This is a genomic window from Lactobacillus taiwanensis (assembly GCF_017894345.1).
Taxonomy (GTDB): Bacteria; Bacillota; Bacilli; order Lactobacillales; family Lactobacillaceae; genus Lactobacillus; species Lactobacillus taiwanensis.
This window is the reverse complement of the sequence record NZ_CP059276.1, coordinates 1,106,507-1,127,426: the sequence shown is the minus strand read 5'-3', so window position 1 is coordinate 1,127,426 and position 20,920 is coordinate 1,106,507. Positions and strand designations below refer to the sequence as shown.

General features: G+C 32.8%; 23 protein-coding genes and 1 pseudogene. 17 read left to right on the top strand and 7 right to left on the bottom strand.

Annotation, left to right across the window (positions count from 1 at the left end; all coding sequences use genetic code 11):
* Positions 1–31: 31 nt before the first annotated feature.
* From H1A07_RS05405 to H1A07_RS05365, 9 genes are all read left to right on the top strand, one after another.
* Complete coding sequence (locus tag H1A07_RS05405) at positions 32–1,204, top strand: MerR family transcriptional regulator (protein ID WP_210144602.1); 1,173 nt, start codon at positions 32–34, stop codon at positions 1,202–1,204.
* Positions 1,205–1,348: 144 nt separating this feature from the next.
* Complete coding sequence (gene rfbB, locus H1A07_RS05400) at positions 1,349–2,386, top strand: dTDP-glucose 4,6-dehydratase (protein WP_210144600.1); 1,038 nt, start codon at positions 1,349–1,351, stop codon at positions 2,384–2,386.
* Positions 2,387–2,392: 6 nt separating this feature from the next.
* The gene (rfbA, locus tag H1A07_RS05395) at positions 2,393–3,277 is read left to right on the top strand and encodes a glucose-1-phosphate thymidylyltransferase RfbA (protein ID WP_210144598.1); all 885 of its coding nucleotides are present in this window, start codon (positions 2,393–2,395) and stop codon (positions 3,275–3,277) included.
* A gap of 29 nt (positions 3,278–3,306) precedes the next feature.
* Positions 3,307–3,915, top strand: coding sequence for a dTDP-4-dehydrorhamnose 3,5-epimerase (gene rfbC, locus H1A07_RS05390; RefSeq protein ID WP_210144596.1), 609 nt, complete (start codon positions 3,307–3,309; stop codon positions 3,913–3,915).
* A gap of 16 nt (positions 3,916–3,931) precedes the next feature.
* Positions 3,932–4,918 (top strand): dTDP-4-dehydrorhamnose reductase, encoded by a 987-nt coding sequence (rfbD, locus tag H1A07_RS05385; RefSeq protein ID WP_210144594.1) that lies wholly within the window; start codon positions 3,932–3,934, stop codon positions 4,916–4,918.
* A gap of 166 nt (positions 4,919–5,084) precedes the next feature.
* The gene (locus tag H1A07_RS05380; RefSeq protein WP_210144592.1) at positions 5,085–6,824 is read left to right on the top strand and encodes an ATP-dependent nuclease; all 1,740 of its coding nucleotides are present in this window, start codon (positions 5,085–5,087) and stop codon (positions 6,822–6,824) included.
* Entirely contained in the window at positions 6,814–8,409 is a 1,596-nt protein-coding gene (locus H1A07_RS05375) for a UvrD-helicase domain-containing protein (protein ID WP_210144590.1), read from the top strand. The genes H1A07_RS05380 and H1A07_RS05375 overlap by 11 nt, the downstream gene beginning before the upstream one ends.
* Positions 8,396–8,575 carry a hypothetical protein gene (locus tag H1A07_RS05370; RefSeq protein ID WP_210144588.1) on the top strand — a complete coding sequence of 60 codons (180 nt, stop codon included), beginning with the start codon at positions 8,396–8,398 and terminating at the stop codon, positions 8,573–8,575. The genes H1A07_RS05375 and H1A07_RS05370 overlap by 14 nt, the downstream gene beginning before the upstream one ends.
* 535 nt (positions 8,576–9,110) lie before the next feature.
* Entirely contained in the window at positions 9,111–9,368 is a 258-nt protein-coding gene (locus H1A07_RS05365) for a hypothetical protein (protein ID WP_210144586.1), read from the top strand.
* A gap of 98 nt (positions 9,369–9,466) precedes the next feature.
* Here H1A07_RS05365 and H1A07_RS05360 read toward each other — a convergent pair whose 3' ends face one another.
* Both H1A07_RS05360 and H1A07_RS05355 read right to left on the bottom strand, forming a co-directional pair.
* Complete coding sequence (locus H1A07_RS05360; RefSeq protein WP_094502926.1) at positions 9,467–9,697, bottom strand: hypothetical protein; 231 nt, start codon at positions 9,695–9,697, stop codon at positions 9,467–9,469.
* 2 nt (positions 9,698–9,699) lie between these two features.
* On the bottom strand, positions 9,700–9,885 hold the full coding sequence (locus tag H1A07_RS05355; RefSeq protein WP_210144584.1) for a hypothetical protein: 186 nt from the start codon (positions 9,883–9,885) through the stop codon (positions 9,700–9,702).
* Positions 9,886–10,321: 436 nt separating this feature from the next.
* Here H1A07_RS05355 and H1A07_RS05350 point away from each other — a divergent pair, with 436 nt between their 5' ends.
* The 3 genes from H1A07_RS05350 (at position 10,322) to H1A07_RS05340 (ending at position 13,420) form a co-directional block, all read left to right on the top strand.
* Positions 10,322–10,747: an HIRAN domain-containing protein gene (locus H1A07_RS05350; protein ID WP_210144583.1), complete on the top strand. Its 426-nt coding sequence runs from the start codon at positions 10,322–10,324 to the stop codon at positions 10,745–10,747.
* A 213-nt stretch (positions 10,748–10,960) separates the two neighbouring features.
* Positions 10,961–11,878, top strand: coding sequence for a M48 family metallopeptidase (locus H1A07_RS05345; protein ID WP_210144581.1), 918 nt, complete (start codon positions 10,961–10,963; stop codon positions 11,876–11,878).
* Between the two features lie 774 nt (positions 11,879–12,652).
* On the top strand, positions 12,653–13,420 hold the full coding sequence (locus H1A07_RS05340; RefSeq protein WP_210144579.1) for a hypothetical protein: 768 nt from the start codon (positions 12,653–12,655) through the stop codon (positions 13,418–13,420).
* Between the two features lie 66 nt (positions 13,421–13,486).
* Here the strand turns inward: H1A07_RS05340 and H1A07_RS05335 are convergent, their stop codons facing one another.
* On the bottom strand, positions 13,487–14,332 hold the full coding sequence (locus tag H1A07_RS05335) for a hypothetical protein (RefSeq protein ID WP_210144577.1): 846 nt from the start codon (positions 14,330–14,332) through the stop codon (positions 13,487–13,489).
* Between the two features lie 151 nt (positions 14,333–14,483).
* On the opposite strand from H1A07_RS05335, the gene H1A07_RS05330 reads away from it, so the two are divergent.
* A complete protein-coding gene (locus H1A07_RS05330) occupies positions 14,484–14,924 on the top strand; it encodes an 8-oxo-dGTP diphosphatase (protein WP_210144576.1) in 441 nt (146 codons plus the stop codon).
* 31 nt (positions 14,925–14,955) lie between these two features.
* Here H1A07_RS05330 and H1A07_RS05325 read toward each other — a convergent pair whose 3' ends face one another.
* Positions 14,956–15,615 carry a hypothetical protein gene (locus H1A07_RS05325; protein WP_210144574.1) on the bottom strand — a complete coding sequence of 220 codons (660 nt, stop codon included), beginning with the start codon at positions 15,613–15,615 and terminating at the stop codon, positions 14,956–14,958.
* Positions 15,616–15,817: 202 nt separating this feature from the next.
* Between H1A07_RS05325 and H1A07_RS05320 the strand changes: the two genes are divergently transcribed.
* The 3 genes from H1A07_RS05320 to H1A07_RS05310 all read left to right on the top strand — a co-directional run bounded on the left by H1A07_RS05320 (position 15,818) and on the right by H1A07_RS05310 (position 17,757).
* Positions 15,818–16,219 carry a hypothetical protein gene (locus tag H1A07_RS05320; RefSeq protein WP_094498427.1) on the top strand — a complete coding sequence of 134 codons (402 nt, stop codon included), beginning with the start codon at positions 15,818–15,820 and terminating at the stop codon, positions 16,217–16,219.
* An 87-nt stretch (positions 16,220–16,306) separates the two neighbouring features.
* Positions 16,307–16,687 (top strand): DUF1828 domain-containing protein, encoded by a 381-nt coding sequence (locus tag H1A07_RS05315; protein WP_210144572.1) that lies wholly within the window; start codon positions 16,307–16,309, stop codon positions 16,685–16,687.
* A 221-nt stretch (positions 16,688–16,908) separates the two neighbouring features.
* Entirely contained in the window at positions 16,909–17,757 is an 849-nt protein-coding gene (locus H1A07_RS05310; RefSeq protein WP_210144570.1) for a Rib/alpha-like domain-containing protein, read from the top strand.
* A 46-nt stretch (positions 17,758–17,803) separates the two neighbouring features.
* On the opposite strand, the gene H1A07_RS10385 is transcribed toward H1A07_RS05310, so the two are convergent.
* Entirely contained in the window at positions 17,804–17,932 is a 129-nt protein-coding gene (locus H1A07_RS10385; RefSeq protein WP_253938993.1) for an SPJ_0845 family protein, read from the bottom strand.
* Between the two features lie 90 nt (positions 17,933–18,022).
* On the bottom strand, positions 18,023–19,375 hold the full coding sequence (locus H1A07_RS05305; protein WP_057719337.1) for an APC family permease: 1,353 nt from the start codon (positions 19,373–19,375) through the stop codon (positions 18,023–18,025).
* A gap of 268 nt (positions 19,376–19,643) precedes the next feature.
* Here H1A07_RS05305 and H1A07_RS10490 point away from each other — a divergent pair.
* A pseudogene (locus H1A07_RS10490) lies at positions 19,644–20,017 on the top strand (Rossmann-fold NAD(P)-binding domain-containing protein).
* A 29-nt stretch (positions 20,018–20,046) separates the two neighbouring features.
* Here H1A07_RS10490 and H1A07_RS05295 read toward each other — a convergent pair.
* The gene (locus tag H1A07_RS05295) at positions 20,047–20,844 is read right to left on the bottom strand and encodes a site-specific integrase (RefSeq protein WP_210144568.1); all 798 of its coding nucleotides are present in this window, start codon (positions 20,842–20,844) and stop codon (positions 20,047–20,049) included.
* Positions 20,845–20,920: the final 76 nt, after the last annotated feature.

Sequence of the window (20,920 nt, the reverse complement as noted above, 5' to 3'; positions counted from 1 at the left end):
ACTATTAGATATGGAAGAACAAAATTAAAAAATGTTACCATACTACACAAGTGGTGAATTTGCGAAGAAGGCGCATGTTTCAATTCGTACAATTCGCTATTATGATCAAAAAAATTTATTAAAGCCATCAACACACACGGCAAGTGGTGCAAGACGCTACACTGATGCTGATTTTGCAAAATTGCAGCAAATCCTCCTATTAAAGTATCTTGGATTTTCTTTAACAGATATTCGAGAAATGACTTTAGGATCAGGAGATAGACAACTTTTACTCGATTCTCTGCAGATCCAAAAAAGACTAGTGGAAGAACGTCTTAAAGAAATGCAAAATGTAGCTACTGCCATTGATTCAACTAGTAGCACTTTAAAGGCAGGGCAAGAAGTAGACTGGAGCAAGATGCTGGACTTAATTCATTTGACATCAATGAATCAGTCCTTAAGTACTCAATACCAAAATGCTTCTAATATTTCTGCGCGAATCAAACTTCACCGGGATTATTCTCTTAATAAAGAGGGATGGTTTCACTGGTTGTTTAAACAACTAGACTTAAAGGCGGGGATAAAGATTCTAGAACTAGGTGCGGGTAATGGTACTCTCTGGTCACAAAATTTAGATAGAATTCCAAAGGGCTTAACCATTGTTTTATCTGATATTTCTGAAGGTATCTTAGCTGATGCGAAGAATGAAATTGGGGACAGAACAGAATTTCAATATGCTGTTTTTGATGCACAAAAAACACCTTTTGCGGATAATACATTTGATTTGGTAATTGCTAACCATATGCTTTTCTACTGTGACAATATTCCTAAGACCTTGAAGGAAGTAAAGAGAGTAATGAAAAAGGGTGCTTCTTTTGCTTGTTCTACTTATTCTAAGAGGCATATGCATGAAATTACTGATTTAGTTCAAGAATTTAATCCAGAAATTGTTTTGTCTTCAACTAATTTGTATGATCGCTTTGGCTTAGACAATGGGGCAGAAATTTTATCTCATGATTTTACTGATGTTACTTGTCATAAGTATGAAGATGCAATTGAATTGTCTGAATCTACACCGGTGATTTCTTACATCTTATCTTGTCATGGCAATCAAAATTCGATTTTACTCGATCACTATAATGAATTTAAAAATTATGTTGATGATAAAATAAGTGATAGCTTCTACATTACTAAAGATGCAGGTTGCTTTATTTGTAAGAAATAAACTTACGATCAAGCACTATAAAGCAAAGTGTTTGGTCTTTTTTGTGCAGAATAAAAAAACGGCATTTTTTTATTTTATCCTCTTGAGGGTGACGTAACGTAATGTTATATGATAAGTAATAAATAAAGAAAGGCATATCTAATTATGAAAGTCATTGTTACTGGTGGTGCCGGTTTTATCGGTTCAAACTTCGTTTTTTACATGTTAAAGAAACATCTTGATTACGAAATTATCTGTTTGGATAGTTTAACTTATGCAGGTAACTTATCTAGTTTGAAGGATGTCATGGATAATCCTAACTTCAAGTTCGTTAAGTTAGACATTCGTGACCGTGAAGGTGTTTACAAGTTATTCGAAGAAGAAAAGCCTGATGTAGTAGTTAACTTTGCTGCTGAAAGTCACGTTGATCGTTCTATTGAAAATCCAGAAATTTTCTTAGAAACTAACATTATCGGTACTTCTGTCTTAATGGATGCTTGCCGTAAATACGGTATCAAGCGTTTCCACCAAGTTTCAACTGACGAAGTTTACGGTGATTTACCATTAGATCGTCCAGATCTTTTCTTCCACGAAGATACTCCACTTCATACTTCAAGCCCTTACTCATCAAGTAAGGCTAGTGCGGACTTGTTAGTTGGTGCATACGGCAGAACTTTCAACTTACCAGTAACCATCTCACGCTGCTCTAACAACTATGGTCCATATCAATTCCCAGAAAAATTGATTCCATTGATGATCCAAAGAGCATTAAACAATGAAAAATTACCAGTTTACGGTGATGGTAAGAACGTTCGTGACTGGCTCTATGTTGAAGATCACTGCAAGGCAATTGATCTTATCTTAGAAAATGGTAAGCCTGGTGAAGTTTACAACATTGGTGGTCACAACGAAATGGCTAACATTGATATTGTTAAACTTATCTGTGATTACTTAGACAAGCCATACTCATTAATTGAACACGTTACTGACCGTAAGGGTCATGACCGTCGTTACGCTATTGATCCAGAAAAGATTCACAACGAATTAGGTTGGCTTCCAGAAACTATGTTTAAAGATGGTATTAAGAAGACTATTCAATGGTACCTTGACAACAAAGACTGGTGGGAAAACATCATTTCTGGTGACTACCAAAACTATTACGACGAAATGTACGGTAAGAAGCAAGTTTTAGATAAGGACTAATTCAGCATGAAGGGAATTATTTTAGCAGGCGGTTCAGGTACTCGTTTATACCCATTGACTTTAGTAACTAGTAAGCAATTATTGCCAGTTTACGACAAACCAATGATTTATTACCCATTATCTACTTTAATGTTAGCTGGTATTAAAGATATTTTAGTTATTTCTACTCCAGCTGATACTCCACGTTTTAAGGAACTATTAGGTGATGGTTCACAATTTGGTGTTAACCTTTCTTACAAGGTTCAACCAAGTCCAGATGGTTTGGCTCAAGCATTTACATTAGGTGAAGATTTCATTAATGGTGAAGCATGTGCCATGGTTTTAGGTGATAACATTTTCTACGGTAATGGTTTTACTGATTTACTTAAGAATGCTGCAGAAGATGCTCAAAAGGGTAAGGCCACTGTTTTTGGTTACTACGTAAATGATCCAGAACGTTTTGGTGTTATTGGTTTTGATGAAAATGATAATGTTGTCTCTATCGAAGAAAAGCCAGAACAACCAAAGAGTAATTACGCTGTAACGGGACTTTACTTCTACCCAGCTGGGGTAAGTGAAAAGGCTGCTCAAGTTAAGCCAAGTGCACGTGGTGAAGTAGAAATTACTAGCTTAAACGATATGTACTTACAAGATGATAACTTAGGAGTACAACTTTTAGGTCGTGGTTATGCATGGCTTGATACTGGTACAATGCAAAGCTTAGTTGATGCTTCTAACTACGTTAAGATGATTGAAGAACGTCAAGGCGTTTCTGTTTCAGCTCCAGAAGAAATTGCATATGTTCATGGCTGGATTAATAAGGATCAATTACTTGAAGCAGCTAAGCACTATGGCAAGAGCCCATATGGTAAACACTTAAAGTCTGTTGCTGAAGGTAAAGTTCGTTACTAAAATTTTTAATTAAGAAAGAAGCTTTTTAAATGGGACAAATTAAAGTTGAAAAAAACGTTGGTGGAATTGAAGGTTTAGCAGTTATCACTCCAACTGTTCACGGTGATGACCGTGGTTACTTCATGGAAACTTTTAACCAAAGAGATATGATGGATGCTGGCTTCAGCATTAACTTCGTTCAAGATAACCAATCAAGCTCAACTAAGGGTGTACTTCGTGGTTTACACTTCCAAAAGAAATACCCACAAATTAAGTTGGTTCGTGCTGTTCGTGGTAGCGTATTTGATGTTGCTGTTGACCTTCGTAGCAATTCTAAGACTTACGGTAAGTGGTATGGTGTTGAATTAACTGCTGAAAACAAGAAACAATTCTTGATCCCACAAGGTTTTGCTCATGGTTTCCTTGTTTTAAGTGATGAAGCAGAATTCTGCTACAAGGTTAACGATTTCTGGCACCCAAACGATGAAGGTGGTATGGCTTGGAACGATCCTGAAATTGGTATCGAATGGCCACATCTTAAGGGTGATTACCCAGGCAGTCCAGATGCTAGTGGTTACACTCTTGATGATGGTACTAAGCTTACTTTATCTGACCGCGATCAAGAATGGAAAGGCTTAAAGGATACTTTTAAGTTTTAATTAGTGAGGTAAATTAATGAAAGTTTTTGTAACTGGCGTTAATGGTCAACTTGGTCATGACGTAATGAATGAACTTGCTAAACGTGGCTATGAAGGTGTTGGATCAGACCTAGCACCTGAATATGCTGGTGTAGCTGATGGCACAGCTGTAACTAAGGCTCCATACGTTTCTTTAGATATTACCGATGCAGCTGCAGTAGACAAAGTTATTTCTGAAGTAAAGCCAGATGTTATTGTTCACTGTGCTGCTTGGACTGCAGTTGACATGGCTGAAGATGATGACAAGGTAGCTGCTGTTCGTAAAGTTAACGTGGATGGAACTCAAAACATCGCTAATGTTACTAAAAAGCTAGATGCCCCAATGGTTTACTTATCAACTGACTATGTTTTCGATGGTCAAGGAACTACTCCGTGGGAACCTGACTTTAAGGGTTACCAGCCATTAAATGTTTACGGTGAAACTAAGCTTGGCGGAGAAGAAGCTGTTGCTAATACCTTGGACAAGTACTTCATCGTTCGTATTGCTTGGGTATTTGGTGTAAACGGTTCTAACTTCATTAAGACAATGCTTAAAGTTGGTTCAAACCATGATGAAGTTAAAGTGGTTAACGATCAAGTAGGTACACCAACTTATACTTTTGACTTAGCTCGTTTATTGGTAGACATGATTGAAACTGATAAGTACGGTTACTACCATGCAACTAACGCTGAGTTGCCTGAATCTGAAGGCGACCATGACGAAAATGGTACTAAGACTGGCTATATTTCTTGGTACGATTTCACTAAAGAAATCTACCGCCAAGCAGGCTACAAGACTAAGGTAACTCCTGTAACTACTGAAGAATATGGTTTATCAAAGGCTGTTCGTCCATTTAACTCTCGCTTAGACAAGAGTAAGTTAGAAGAAAACGGCTTTAAGCCACTTCCAACTTGGCCAGACGCTATCAGTCGCTACTTAGATATTTTAAAAGAGGATGGCTTCTTTGATGAGTTGGGGAAGTAAAGTTTTTAATTAAATAATACTGAATGAAAGATCAAGCAATTTTTGCTTGGTCTTTTTACTATGATTGTAAAGATTAACGAGAGTAGAAAAACTTCTATTTAACATTTCTAATACCTTTTATAAAGTGTAAAATGTATCTAATTAATTATGTAAAGGAATTGGCAGTATGCTCATATATAAAGTACGTATTAAAGGGTTTCGTAATTATAAAGATGTAGAGATATCTTTAAATAATAGTTCATTAATAATTGGCTCAAATAATGTTGGAAAAACTAATTTTATCTATGCATTACGATTATTATTTGATCGAAGTCTAAGTGAAAATGATTTGGATTTATTAGATAGTGATTTTAATGCATATTCACATTCAGATAAGGTAGAAATTACTGCATATTTAAGAGATATTAAGGAAGATTGCCTTTTAAGTGAATTTAAGGGCAATATAAGTGAAGGAAAATTAATTTTAAAATATATCAAAGAAAGAAATAAAGATTATATTTTGCAGGCTGGTTTTTCAGAGAGAACAATGCAAGAGTTACAATCCAGAAGCTATTTAAGAAGATTAAATATGCAATATGTAGATACAAATAGGAACTTATATAAATACTTAAGAAAAGAAAGACAAAATTTATTATTAAGTTCGCAGGAATTATTATCAGAAAACGAAAAAAATGACGATAAAACGAAAACAATAGAAATACAGAAGAACTTAGATAGTATAAATGATCAAATTAGTTCTTTAAATTACATCAAGAGAGCTCTTGAAAATGTAAATGACCAATTATCTTCTTTGTCAGTTGAAAACGAAGACCAGAGGGTTCAATTTGTTGCAGGCCATAATGACGCTGAAAAAATGCTCTCAGATGTTGCTTTATCATATTCAAGTGAGGAAGGCCCGCTCACATTAGGTGGAGATGGACGAAACAATCAAATTTATTTAGCTACGTGGATAGCTAAACAACAATTAAAAAAAGCCCCTGATCATGTAACGTTTTATGCGATTGAAGAACCAGAATCACATTTGCATCCTCATCAACAAAGAAAATTAGCTCAGTATTTGACTAGTAATTTAAATGGGCAAGTGATCGTAACGTCTCATTCTCCACAAATTGCAGAGATATTCAAGGCAAAAAATATTATAAGATTGTATTTTAAAAATAAGTATACTAAGGCTGCCTCTGGACCTAGTGATACAAATATTAAAGATTCTTTTGATGCATTTAATTATCGCCTTAATACAATGGCTGCTGAGGTATTTTTTTCGTATGGTGTTTTCCTCGTTGAGGGAGTTTCAGAAGTGATATTTTATAAAGCATTAGCAAAGGAAAATAATATTGATCTTAATAGATTAAATATTTCCATATTAGCTGTAGAAGGGGTAGGATTTAAACCTTACATCAATATATGTAAGGCTTTAAACATACCTTGGGTATTAAGGACAGATAATGACGTATTTAGAGATAACAAGCAACGCTGTTATTATGCCGGAATTAATCGAGTAATAGGCATCATTAGCGATTGTAAATTGAATTATACTGTACCATCAGAATGTGATAAGGAATGTAAAAAATGGAATAGTGAAACTGTACCAAGTGATATCCAACAGAATAATGAGAAAATGCGAGAATCGTTTAAAAAAGTAGGAATTTATATGTCAAAGGTAGATTTGGAGAACGATTTAGCTAATAGTAATTTAAATAAATCGTTGTATGAGAATTATGAGATTCATCCTGGAAATATAAGAAAATTGATTTCTAAGATGCAAAGAAGGAAAGGAGAAAATATGTTTAAGTTTATAGAAAGAGAGCATCAGAAGTTAAAGGTATTAAATAATGATGAATTAATTGAGCCAGTTTTCGATATTGTATGTAAAGTAAATAGGCAGGTGCAATTTGATGGAAAGTAGTGAGGAACAAAAAAGAATAATTCAAGATAAAAATAATATAGTTGTCACTGCAAGACCAGGTTCGGGTAAAACTTACACGATTGTTGAAAAAATACAACTAATTTTAGAGGAATTGTATAATTATCAGGGGATTATTGCAATATCTTTTACAAATAAAGCAAGTGAAGAGTTAAGAAAAAGATGCAGTAGTAGAGGATTATTACTGAATAAATCATTTTTTGGTACCATTGATAAGTTCTGTTTTTCTGAGATAATAGCGCCTTTTTGTAGCCATTTAAGTGACAGAACTCAAGAGCTTAAAATTAAAAAATACAAAAAAACTGACGGACTAGAAAATTTAGATAAGAAGAATGATGATGAAATAAGAAAGATTATAGAAGAATATCTGCGGCAAGATATTGTCTTTCTCGAATTGTTGGGTGAAACAGCACTGTATATACTCGAAAAAGTACCAGATGCTACCCGATACTTATGTGCAAAATACAAAGAAATATTTATAGATGAGTATCAAGATTGTGATAGGAGTCAGAATGCAATATTTTTATATCTTGTAGATCAAGGAATTAAAGGTATGGCAGTAGGTGATAGTCATCAAGCAATTTATGGGTTTACTAAAAAAAACTCTGTGTATTTAGAGCAATTGACAAAAGCTCCTAATTTTGTTCATTATAATCTTTCAAAAAATTTCAGATGTCATCCAAGTATATATCAATATGCGTTAAGTTTATACGGAAAAGCTGAAGGCGCACCTGAGGACGAAAAAAGAGTTTTTAGAGTAAAAGTTGATGGAAATGAAAAAAATATTGCTCAAAAAATCGAAAAGAATATCCCCAATATAAAACGTCAATATGATCTAAAGGCAACCAGTGGATTTGCTATTTTATGTCGAAATAACTCAACAGTTGATATATTAAATAAAAGTTTAACAATTCCGCATAAAATATATACGAAGACAAAATTAGATGCTGATAATTCAGACATAGCTCGCTTATTTTTGCAATTGATTAGAGGATATTTTGATGAAAATATATATGCACTTGATATTACTGAACATTATTTTTTAGAAAGAAATAAAAGTAATAAATACCGGAGTTTATTGAACACAACACAAAAATTATTTGCATGTCCAATTAACGAATTAACTGAAAACATCGCTTTGTTCTCTCAGATTGCTCAAATTATTTATCCAAATATAGATATTGAAGACATGTCAGAAACGTTAAGTAGACTTAAAGATGTACTTAATGATAAACATAATTATCAAAACTATATACCACCAAAAGAAGATGAAATTAGTGTAATGACCATTCATAAATCTAAAGGATTAGAATTTAACGTGATTTTTCAGATGGATATGTATGATTATATATTTCCTAAAGAGAGCTGGCAGCAGGGAGGATCACCAGAATCGTGGGAACAAGATTTAAACTTGCATTATGTAGCAATTACCAGAGCAAAAGTTGCATGTTACTTGATGGAAGGTTCACAAAGATATAATGGTAAAGGAATCCTAAAATTGGCTAAGCCATCTCCATTTTACGATCTACCAGGCGTAAAAAAGAGGAGATGTGATGTTGAGTGGTAATGGAGTATATATTGTAATTGCATTAGCAATTGACCCAAATAATAAACAATTGTTTAGAGAAGTATTTGATGAATTATCAGAGATTGTCACTGAAATATGTCTATTTTTTAGCATGATTTTATATTTTGAAACCCTGTATCTAGGATTAAAAGTTAATTTAAACTAGATATTTGTGGTCATACCTCTTGCAGATGCAGGGTTTAAAATCATTGCTTATAAACTATATTTAATGGATCAAGTTTAGAGGCCCTAGGAGTTAGGTTCTAAACTAAAGAAAAGTCTTGGTATAATTTTTATATCAAGACTTTTCTTTTTATACTGATTATAATTTGACAAATATTTGTTTGGGGTACGCAATTATTGTATAATGGTGAAATAATCATGTGAATAAATCATTTGATTATTACAACTTATTGCATTAAAGTTATTACAAAAAGATCAATCTCTTCGCTTAATGGATACGTCCTATCGCGAAGGTTTTTTTATCTAAAAAGTATTATAAAATAGACACTTCGCTTCGATATATTAGTTAACTATTTAATATCAACTCCAGAAGTGGAAAACATCCCTGTTTTTAATACAGGGATGTTTTTTGTATAGTGGGCTCTAAGTATAAGACCAATTTTATTAAATTTTTTATCCATAATTTAACTATTATTAATTAAAATTTCTGGTTTTAAAAGGACAATAGAGCAGAAAAAATGAGAAATCTAAGATTTAAAAAGGATGATTTTCTATTCATTAGAATAACATATCCTAGTTTATTTATTAAATTTAAGAATAGTTATGAAGAAAATGGAATTGTTAATGTTCCTATGCAAAATGAAACAGATTATGATTATTACTTTGATATAGGTGGGGATTACATAGCTAGCTCATTGAATGAAGCGGGGGAATTAAATGAGGACGGTCTAAGACTCGAGGCTGCGTGGGATTATGCAGACTGGTCGAAGGAGTAAATGGGTTCAGGTTTATTCAGATAAAAACATGGATGAAGAAGCGGTATAAAGAATGCCATATAATCTCGTGAAAGATTAAAAACTATAGAAATAGAATTTTAGCTCCAACCTTTTGATGCTATTGGAGGATATTTATTTAGTTGAATACATTGCTTAACTAATCTATACGCTTGGGTTTCATATGAGTTAGTAAATTTTTTCTTATTTTTTAATTTATAAGATAAATCAGCCTTATTGACGGTTATTTGTCCCTTATAATTATTATTACCATCTAAAAATTTATAGATAACTTCTTTATTTGAATTTGATACTAATATAATTGTTACCATACTTAGCCTTTATGTGGTTGAAAAAAATCATCTTCATATCTGCAATATGTTTTATCAGATAGGAATGCAGTTATGAAATCGGCATAGATTATTTTTTGCGTGTTATTTGCGCCTTTCTTCAATATTGGTACTGGTTTATCTTTAGGAAAAGTTAGCATATTATTTAACTCTTTAGGTATTGCTATCATATTGATCACCTCACACTATATTTTATCTATAATCCTACATTGAATGTACTTAAATTAATAATTATCCTAATAAACTTTAATATAAAACTGATCCCTTTAAGAGTACTGATATGAGAATTGGGCGGACTGGAAACATGCATAATTGATAATTTAAAGTGTTGTTCATATGAAATAGTAGGGCGTGGAATACTTTCTCTCTTTTAGATAGTTATGAGGTTAGCTAAGCTATGTATTTTCATCTTGTTGGATGAGCCATATTTTTGCTTACTCTATTGATCATGTAGAAAAGATAATAAGGGTAAAACCCAATGATATTATTAAAATCATAGAATTTAGGCATACCCTTTTTGTAGAATATAAGTATAGAAAAAATAAACAGTATTTCAAAGAACCGGCAAACTAAACCTAAAATTATTCAATAGAAAGAGTAAATGCAATGAGTATGTACAGGAATGATGATGTTTTAATTACAGATTTGATGGATCGAATTAGTAATTTAGAAAATCAAATAACTGAATTAAAAAAGATATACTATAAACAATCTGGAGAAAGTCATAGTACATTTCTATATGGATGTGAGGTACGTGGTTCGGACTATTTGCATTTGGAAGATAAGATAGTTCCTCGCTTAAAGGAAAATGATCCAGTTTTACTAATACGTGAAGCAGATAATAAATACGATAAGAATGCAATTTCTGTTACTACACCTTCTGGCCTGAAACTAGGCTATGTTCCACACGAACATAATTTGATATTTAGTCGCTTAATTGATGCAGGAAATCTTTTATTTGGTCGTGTAAAAACTTTTCATTGGGATGGTAAAAATTTAGAATTAGTAATTAAGGTTTATTTGGCAGGTTAATATTTGTAGATAAAAAGATAGTCCTTTTGTTCAGTGGACTATCTTTTTAATATGAATAATTATGAAGAATTGTTAATGTACTTAGTTGGGATTTTATTATTTCCTCATCTGCGGGAGTGTAGACTAAAAAACAAAATAATAAGAATAAATGAGTCTGTTAACTTGTTTTTAAAAGGGGTAAAATTATTTTGAATAGTACTTGGAGTGAATATAATGCTTTATAAACAAATTGAACAGAATAAACGAAATACTTGGATTATTTTAGGTCTATACACCTTGTTGATACTAATAATAAGTATTTTCCTTGGGGTGCTTTTTACAGTTTATGTTGGAGGAGCTTTCTTTATTATAGGTTTAATGTACATTGCACATGTATACTTTGATGCAACTCGCCATCTTATGAAAGTAACAAATGCTGTTGAAATTACTAAAGAAACAGAGCCCCAAATTTATGAATTAGTTGAAGAACTCTGTTTAGCAGGTGGTTTGCCAGTCCCAAAGTTATATATTACTCCTGATCAGGCGCCGAATGCTTTTGCTACCGGACGGGATCCACAACATGCAAGTTTAGCTTTAACGCAAGGACTATTGAATATGATGAATAAAAAAGAAGTTCAAGGTGTCATTGGCCATGAACTTTCTCATATTCGAAACTATGATACTCGTATTACAGTTTTAGCGAGTGCGCTAACCAGTTTAATTACAATGACTGGCGTAGGAATCGTTGTATTTGGATGGGGCGTATTAACTAGTGAGAATAAAGGTTTGTTAGGTCTTCTCATCAAATTTTTTGCCTTATTTTTGATTATTGTAGGTGGAATTATTTCTATTATTGGAATCCCTATAGCAAAGTTACTGTTTTTACTAGTATCACGTCAGAGAGAATATTTAGGGGATATTGGCTCAGTTGATTTGACACGTGAACCAAGCGGCTTAATTTCAGCTCTATCTAAACTTGAAAAGTTAGAAGAAGGGGAGGCTACTCCACAAATTGGCTCACAAGATTTAGCCCTACAACATTTGTATTTTAATCTTCCGAGTGCTCATAATTGGATTAGCCGTCTTTTCTCCGATCATCCACCTTTGGATAAAAGAATCGAGCGTTTAGAAAATAGTAATCAGATAAAATAGGATAAACACGACCGAATATCATGAGATGATATTCGGTTTTTTGTTGGGTTAAAATGTAAGTTAAGCACTCTATTTTTTGTTGATAGAAACTAATTAAAAATGATATTATTTGAATTAGATAATGGCATCATATCAAGGATCTTTTAGTGTATTCTCGACGTATGTGGAGGTGATCCTATGAACTCATATAGGAATCGTATGCATGAAGTGTATTCTCCACGTATGTGGAGGGGATCCTAAGAATGAAAGTCTCTCTATTGGTGCCGTTAAGTGTTCTCTACATATGTGGAGGTAACCTATAGATCCAGTGAATCAGATCATTAGTTACAGGGAAAATTTAGAGAGAAGAACAATGGCGCTATGCTAAAAAATCGATTTACGAGTCTACTATGAAAGTAGGAGATAGTTAGATGGGCGCGCATAGAAGTCAGATAGGTGCGGGTGCAAATTTCGCCTTGCTTGTCTTAAAGAAAACGATACTCAATTGAGTGTCGTTTTTATTTTGGTATTTTTTCTCGATGATAGGATTTAAATATTTAATAAAGATAATTCAAATTATCATTCCATAACTAAATACACTAACTCTACTTGTTATGAAATCAGGTTGTTTATACTTGTTTTACAGCGGCGAAATCATCACACAAAGAAGGTTTGTGGCTTATTCCCGAAGTGGGATAGTCCGTAATTTAAAAACTCAATTCGTTATATAATCTGCATAATTTTTTAACTAAAAATGCTAAAATTGTTGATGTATTCAAATAGGGAGGTTTTTTGATGAAAAAAAGATATCTTTTAGGAGCATTAAGCTTGGTACTTTTGGGATTGGGAACAAGTGCTTGCTCTAGTCAAACAAATAATAGTAGCAAACAAACAACTACTAGTAAGTCAAAGAAGTCTGTCGAAAAGACTGATGAAAATAGTAGTGAAAGTACAAGCAAACGATCTAGAAAAGATTTAAGTACAGGAACTAATCAAGCTAATAATAGCAATAGTAACGATGGAAAAGCTTATGGCGTAAATTTCCAAGATAGTAAGGGATACATAGCTATCGATAATGTAACCAACGTCACTGTTAAGGGTTCTGATGGCGGCGATCATTATGCTTTAGTACAGGGAACTTTCAGTAATAATGATAAAGAAAGCGTTGATCCAACCTCTTTCTTTAGTAACCACTTAAAAGTAATGGAGAAAGTTGGCAAAGCTACTCATGATCTTGTTTTGGTCACCACAGACATTGAAAATGAATTAACACCTTGGGGAAATCAGATTAAGGAAGGTCGTAAGAAGGTTGAGCCTAATATGACTGGTAATTTTGTTATAGTATATAAATTAGATCCTGCAAATGGAGCTAAAACTAATGCAACCCATTATGTATTCGACCCTTACGATTCTAAATTTGGTAAATCATTAACTGTAAAAGTTTATGAGTCTAAGACTATTAAGAAATCTAGCGATAATGCAGGCAGCAATTCACATTCTGACGAAAGTACAGACACAAATTCAAGTGCCGATACAAGCAGCGATGCTGATACAGATGACTAATTAAATATTAAAAAACTGAGAACTATGAGGGTATTTCATAATTCTCAGTTTTTTTATTAGGTAGTATTATTGTCCAAGTAGTTGCTGAAAATCGCTAACTAGTTTTTGAAAAGTTGCATTTAAATTCTGCATAAATTCATTTTGATTATTTTTCATTTGATCTAATAATGAATCGGCCTGATTTGGATTTTGTTTGATTTGGTCGATAGTAGACCCCAATTGATCAATTTGATTTTGTAAGGCTTGATTATTAGCAGCATTATTTTTCAATTGTTCATTTTCAGTTTTGATTTGGTTTAATTGGTTTTGTAATTCTTCTTTATTTTGATCCTGCTTATAAGTATTTATAGCACTTTGCAGCTCTTTATTTTGTTGCATTAATTGCTTGTTTTGTTCAGACAGATTATCTAATTTACTATTAGTATTATTGAGGGCATTACTTTGAGCTTGTTCATTTTGAACTGTATCATTATGCGCCTGACAAGCTGAAATACCAAAGATAATTGCAATTAGTAAAACAAGTACTCCAAGAACCATATATACTATCTTCATCTTGCTTTTCTTTTTAGGATTAGCAGTTTTATTAGAAGAAGAATTATATTGTAATGGTTTTGCTGGAGCTGGTTGGGGAGTAGGGGAAGAATCAACTACCTTATTTTTATCAGTTACCCAGGCTTGAATTTTCTTGGTCGCATATTCATTATTAGTACCAATTGCTGTGATAATTACTGGATATACTCCTGCTTCAGACCGGTTAACAGCCTTTTTATTTATGCTAAGATTATCATTTGAAATAAGATGGCCATTTTCTGTAACTGTAAGTTCCAATTGTGAGATTATTTCTTGATTGGTCAAATTTTGATTAAGAGGCCAGGTAATTGAGTTTACTCTGGTATTGATTTGTAGTGTCATATCTGAATTCCTTTGAAAAATTTTAGTCTATTTAGTTTAATTATACTAATAAAAATTACTTAGAGAAATTAATTAATAGCAGTAAAATAAAACTTAAGCAATTATAAACTATAGAAATAATATAATTAAAATTATGTAAAATGGAGAAGAAATGAAAAGATCAGAAGCTGTAACTTTAACTAATATGTGTATGATAAAAGATAAAGATAAAATTTTAGTTCTAAATAGAACGGATCCAGTTTGGCCCGGTTTAACTTTTCCAGGTGGCCACGTCGAATCTCATGAGGCTTTTCATGATTCAGTCGTTAGAGAAATAAAAGAAGAAACTGGATTAGAAATTGAAGATCCGTGTTTAGTTGGAGTAAAGCAATTTTTTGATCATAATGATGATCGCTATCTTGTATTTTTTTACGTAGCTACTAAGTTTACTGGTACATTAAAGGCTTCTGATGAAGGAGATTTAACTTGGATGACAAGGGAAGAAATAGAAAAAGCAAAATTAGCATATAACTTTGATCATGATTTACCAATCTTTTTCGATGAAAAGTTAAGTGAACATATCTTAGATGGAGATAGAGATCAGACTTATTAAAAAAAGACATCCGATTTGAATGTCTTTTCTATTAGTCTTGAATATTTTCAGTTGAGCTAGTTGATTCAGAGTCATTATTTTGACTAGCTGGCGTTTCACTTTCCTTGCTTGAACTTGAAGAAGATTCAGATGAAGCAGTAGAAGATGATGAAGTGTGTGAATTTTCAGAGTTTGAACTACTTGTAGCAGAACTTTGAGTACCTGTACTTGCGTTACTGTTAGTAGTCCAGCTGTTATCAAAGTAATAGTTAGGTTGAGGATTATAATAACTATAATTGCGACGTGGAACAGTATAGAAAGAAGTACCAAAGTTAGATTTTGGTAGGGTACTGCTTGCCTTATGTTCACTGCGTTGAATAGGTAAACTAGTACTTGATGAACTAGAACTTTGGTTTTCAGAACTAGATTGATTTTCTTTATTTTGGAGATTATCTAATTGATCATCCATCTTAGTGTCTTCATCTTTTTTCTGATCAGTTTTGTCTGCTTTTTCCTTTTTAGTGTCTTTATTTTTGGATTTCTCTTTTTTAACTTTTTTATGAGATTGCTTATGAGAAGACTGAATAATGGCATAGTCTGCTGCAGAAGATTTATGTTTTGGCTCAACCAAATTGTTACGACAACCCGCAAGTAATAAAAGACTACAACTTAAAGCACCAACGATTAACTTTTTCAAATTAACTTCCTCCATTTAAAGCTCCTTTTATTATAACTAAATTTTTTGATATAAAACAGTGAATTTAAGTAATAGATAAGCTATTAAGAAATTGATGTATTATTTTTGCTGTTTAGGAGCTTAAAGAACATATTTTTTCTAGAAAAGATATAATAGATATGTAGTGAATTAATTTGTTAAATTTATTTTTAAATAAAGATGCTGGAGGTCAGTTTCTATGTATGATCTTGAAGACGTTTTAATGAAATCTTTTAGAGAAGATAATGGCATTAGTTCGGCATTTTCAATTGAACCAGTTGATGATAATGAATATTGTGTTTCAACTAATGTTATTGATGGCTTGAACGATACTATTCACTTTTATTTAGTTGTTTATCCTAACGGAACCTATGCCTTGAATGATCACGTATTTACGGCACAAATGATTGATGATAATATCGGCAGTTTTGCAAGTATTGCCCGTGATGTGGCACGTTTAGCGAGCGAATTTGGTGTATTATTAGATGACCGCGGAGAACTAACACGTGACTATATCAATGCTCGTGACCTTAGAAATGAAGTAAACAACTTTACTCAATTATTAAATCGAGTAGTTGAATTTGCTCAAACCCATAGATAATTTAATTGACAGAGAAGAAGCTGAAATCAGAAGCTTCTTTTTTTTTGCCTAATTAAGTTATAATTTGAATAAAATAAGGAGAGAACTATGAAAAATTCTGAAATAGAGTTAATTGAGCAAAATGCTATGAATTGGTTAAAAGAAAATATTCATTTTATAAAAGCCGGCTCAGATGTTGAGGTAGCAACACCTTTAATTGGTGCATATGGGAACTTAGTATATTGTTGGATTGAAAAAGAAGACGATTATTACCGAATTACTGATGACGGGGGAACTTTATTTAAACTTGATCCTGGTCAAGAAAATATGGATTTACTTGAAGAAGCAATGGATATTGTAATTGGAGCTGGTTTTGAATTTGATGAAGAAAGTTTAGAGATTTACCAAGTGGTAGATCAAGATGATATCCCAGCTGCACTTAATGATCTGACTCAGTTACAGGTTGCTTTGACTTATTCAGCCGGCTGATAACTTTCCCATCATAATTAAGCTTTGAAGCATATGTTTTTTGTTTTTAAAATGCCTATGATATAAATAATGTGAAAGCGCTAATAACGCGTATTTCTTAAAATATTACAAAGAATGTAAAAAATGTCTTAATTTGTAACATTTTTGTAAAACTACGGTATAATAAAAGTAAATAAAACAGCAAGCTGAAGTATAGCTTACCTTGCTGAGGAAGCGTGATTATGATGAGAAAAATTAAAAAGAGAAGTATCATTACAAGTTTGGGTGCAGCTGCAATGTTGGCATCTTTGAGTGTAGGTGGAACTGCTTTTGCAGCAAGTACTACAAATACTGATAGTAGCACCGCAACCACTGATCAAGCCAAGACTTATCAAACTCAACTTGAAGAACATAAGAATTTACAAGCTTATACTAATCCATTAACTGTACGAGCTTTAACTACTACTAAGGGTGTTTTACCTGATGCAACAAGTGGCATTTCTAATTGGAGTCAGGTTCCAGCTGGAACAGTAGCTGCTTGGGATAATAAGCCTGAAGTTAATAAGGCCGGAACTAGTTACGGAACAGTTTATGTTACTTTCCCAGATGGTTCTAGATCAAGATTAGCAGTTTACGTAACAGTTAAAGATAGTGCAGCTAGTCAAAGTAGCGAGAAGACAAATACTACTTCTTCAAATAAAAACTCTTCAGCTGCGGTAGCATCAAAATCAATTGCTAAGAGCTCACAAGTAGAAAGTGAAGCTAAGACTTCTGCCAAAGACACTGATACTGAAAAGTCAACTACTGTAGATAATAAAGCTGATAAAGATCAAGCATCACAATCCAGTTCTAAATCTAACCAAGATGTAGTTGTAAAAGATCTAGGATCAACTACTGTTACTGAAAAAAATGTTAGTGTTGTAAGTAACTCAAAAGATAAGGACAAGAGTTCAAATCCAATTTCTGTTGCTACTCGCCTACCAGAAACTGTGGCTAAGGCTACTAATCCATTTGTAATAATTTGCGGTGCATTAATTGCAGCCGTAAGTGGTGCAGTAATTTGGAGTAAAAAATTAAAGAAGAGAAATTAATAGATAAAAAAAGAGGTCGAAAAACTGATTGTTTCGACCTCTTTTTTTATTTCTCTTTATTTTTTTCCTTATCTTTGCTATTTTGAGCTTTTTTCTTTTTAGGATCATCTGGCAAGATAGCAAATTTATCAAGCATTTTATCTAATTGATTATTTTTTTCAAAAGTTAAACCCATCTCTTTAGCTCCTTTGAATTAAGATAAGTGAATTATACCCCATAACTTTAACTAAAAAAAGTAAGCTGCATCTTATAAGCAGCTTACTTTTTAGTTTTTACGTCTTAATTTAGCTAAAAAGTCCTCATGTTCTTTTTCTAACTTTTCATCCTTATCAATAAAGAAGTAGCAGGCAGCTGCAATTACTGCAACAACTGCTCCTAAGAGTAAGGTCTTAGGAGTAAAGTTAGTAACCATATAGCAAGAAATAATTAAAGCGATAATTGGAATAGTATATTTTCCAGGTAGTGAAAATCCATGTGGTGGATATTCATTACTATGTTTAAATTTAATAACTGCTAGAATTGATGGTACATATTGAACAAAGGATGCTAAAACTGTACATGAAACAAGGAATAGGTAACTTTGAGTAGCTAAGGCTCCTGAAAGAACAGCAGTAAAAATAATACCAACCCAAGGCGCATCATGTTTATTTTTCTTACCAATCCATTTAGGAAGCATTCCGTGTTCGGTAGCAAGGGATGCAATAAGTGAAGGGGTATTAAATGAAGCACTAAAGGCAACTCCAAAGATTGAGATTAACATTCCGACAATCATAAAAGCAAACCCCCATTGGCCAACGCCAGTCTTTAGAGCACTAGCTAATGGATTAGAATAACTTCCTAGTTTTTGCCCACTTAAACCAATGGCAACTAAAAGCATCAAGCAGTCTAGAATTGTTACACTTGTCATTACTGCAATTAAAACCCGTGGAATATTCTTTTCTGGATTATTCATTTGCTTTGCAGCAATTGGAATAAAGGAAAAGCCAGTAAATAAGTAAAAAATTGGTGTGAAGGCATCTCCAAAATGTTTAAAGAATGGTCCAACACCGGTTAAAGCTGCATGTGGAATTACCGGAGTAAAGTGAGCTTTCTTAATAAAGAAGGCCCCCACAATAATGAAGACAAGTAATGTAATAATCTTAGCTGCAGCTGAAATGTTATTAACAACTTTTACCCAAGATCTACCAAAGAAATTAATAATTGAAAACAGTAAAATTAAGAAGATAACTCCACTAATGTAGACAGCATTGTTTTTAAAAATAGGTAGAAAACTCTTTAGAATGGTTAATAAAGCAACTACTTCAGCGGAAAGAGTTGTACATCCCAAAAACCAAGTAAAAATACCTAATTCATAACCCGAAAAACGTCCAAAAGCATTATACGAATAAAGCCAAGCGGCTCCGGATTGTGTGAAACGGCTGGATAGGTCAGCATAGCATAAAGCAATCATGCTGACAGTGATAGCAGTACAGAGAAGAACAAGAATAGCTGTTAGGTTCATGTAACGATAAATTACAGAAGGTAGCAGGAATGTCCCTGATCCAATGACTGCATTAATACCTAAAAAATAGATGGATATAAAGGAAAGTTTCTTAGGTACGGAACTTTTATTAGTCATATTTTTACCTCTCTATCTAATAATATTCTCCTTTATCTATTGTAATGCTTTTGAATAGTAAATCTATACTAAATATTCAAAAAAGATAATGAAATTAATCTCAAGTAGTTGATCTATTAATAACTAAGTAATACTATGAAATTGTAAATTAGAATAGCTAGGTAAGGAGAAAAGTATGACTGAGATTATTTAAATTTGCACTGTAGTCAAATAAATATGTGGAACTTTTCATTAAAATTATTGATTTTGTGATGCGAGAAAAATAAGAATGACAAAGATTGCTATTTTATGGGCCGCTGGTCAAATTGCTCAATTAGTTGAACCAATGCTATTTAAAGAAGACGGATGTAGAGTTGATGGAAGTCGAGAAGAAATAATCAAGGGGAGGAGGCCAGTAACTTTAATGAATTAAAACCAGTTTTAGCAGGTGTTGATCTAGTTTAGGCAAACTTAGCTGCGTCAAATGTTGAAGATCAAGCCAAAACTGTTGGTACTCAAACTCCATTTAAGGGAACCGAAGTATCCAGTTTGAGCGTAGCAGACTATATAGTTAATATAATTAAAAATCCCGAAGAGGATCTTAAGGCCAATGTTGGTTTAGATAAGCCCGGAACTGACGGAGATAAGCCAGCCTGGTATTAAATTTAATGAATAAGAAAAAAGAACGGTTTTTAAACCGTTCTTTTTGGTGTAAAAGGGGCAAGTTTAAGCTTATCTAGTTGATTGCGATAATAAGTCAAACTCTTACGATTACAGTGTAGGATTTCCATTAATTTCAAGTCAGAGAGGCTTGGGTCATTTACTTTATAGTAAATGTAAGAAAGGCGAAGTTTTCCTGGGGTAAGATCAAAATTTAAAATATCTTTATCTGGAGCAATTCTTCTAGTTAAAGAGGTTAGGGCAGAGATTTGTTTGCCTGTCTTTGTTTGAAAGATAAGAGGATTTTCTTCAGTATTAGTCAGGAGAATAGAGCAATAATGTGAATTTTTAATTCTTGAAATATTAGCCTTACTTAAATTAAGAAATTGTTTTGGATCAAAACCATGAGCAATTAAAATCAGAACCTTTTTGCAATCAAGACTAATTTCAGGCCAAGTTATAATTTCATTAAGCTGATCAAGCCAGTCAATGCAAATATGAGGGGTTCGATCAAAAGTATAGCCGTGTAAATCGGTAAAAAGATAATTTTTAATTAGTTGATGGTCATAGAGAAAAGAAAAATATTTCTTTAAATGGGTGACATACTTATTAATCGTACTAATTGTTTTATTTTGATCTTGTTCTAAGTGGTCAATAAAGGCGCGGATATCTTGAGAGGAGACATTACTAATTTTAGGTTCTGAATTTGAATTTTGTAAAAAATAGTTCCAAAAATAATAGATCGATTGATTAATTGAAGTAAGTGTTCGCGGTGCTAGATTTTGACTAGTGCACCATTGATTAAAATTCTTTTCGTAGGGAAACAACATTTTTATACCTCATTAACAAAAATGTAATTGTTACTTTAATATAGACATAATTATAACAAAAAAGGTTGGCGAACTT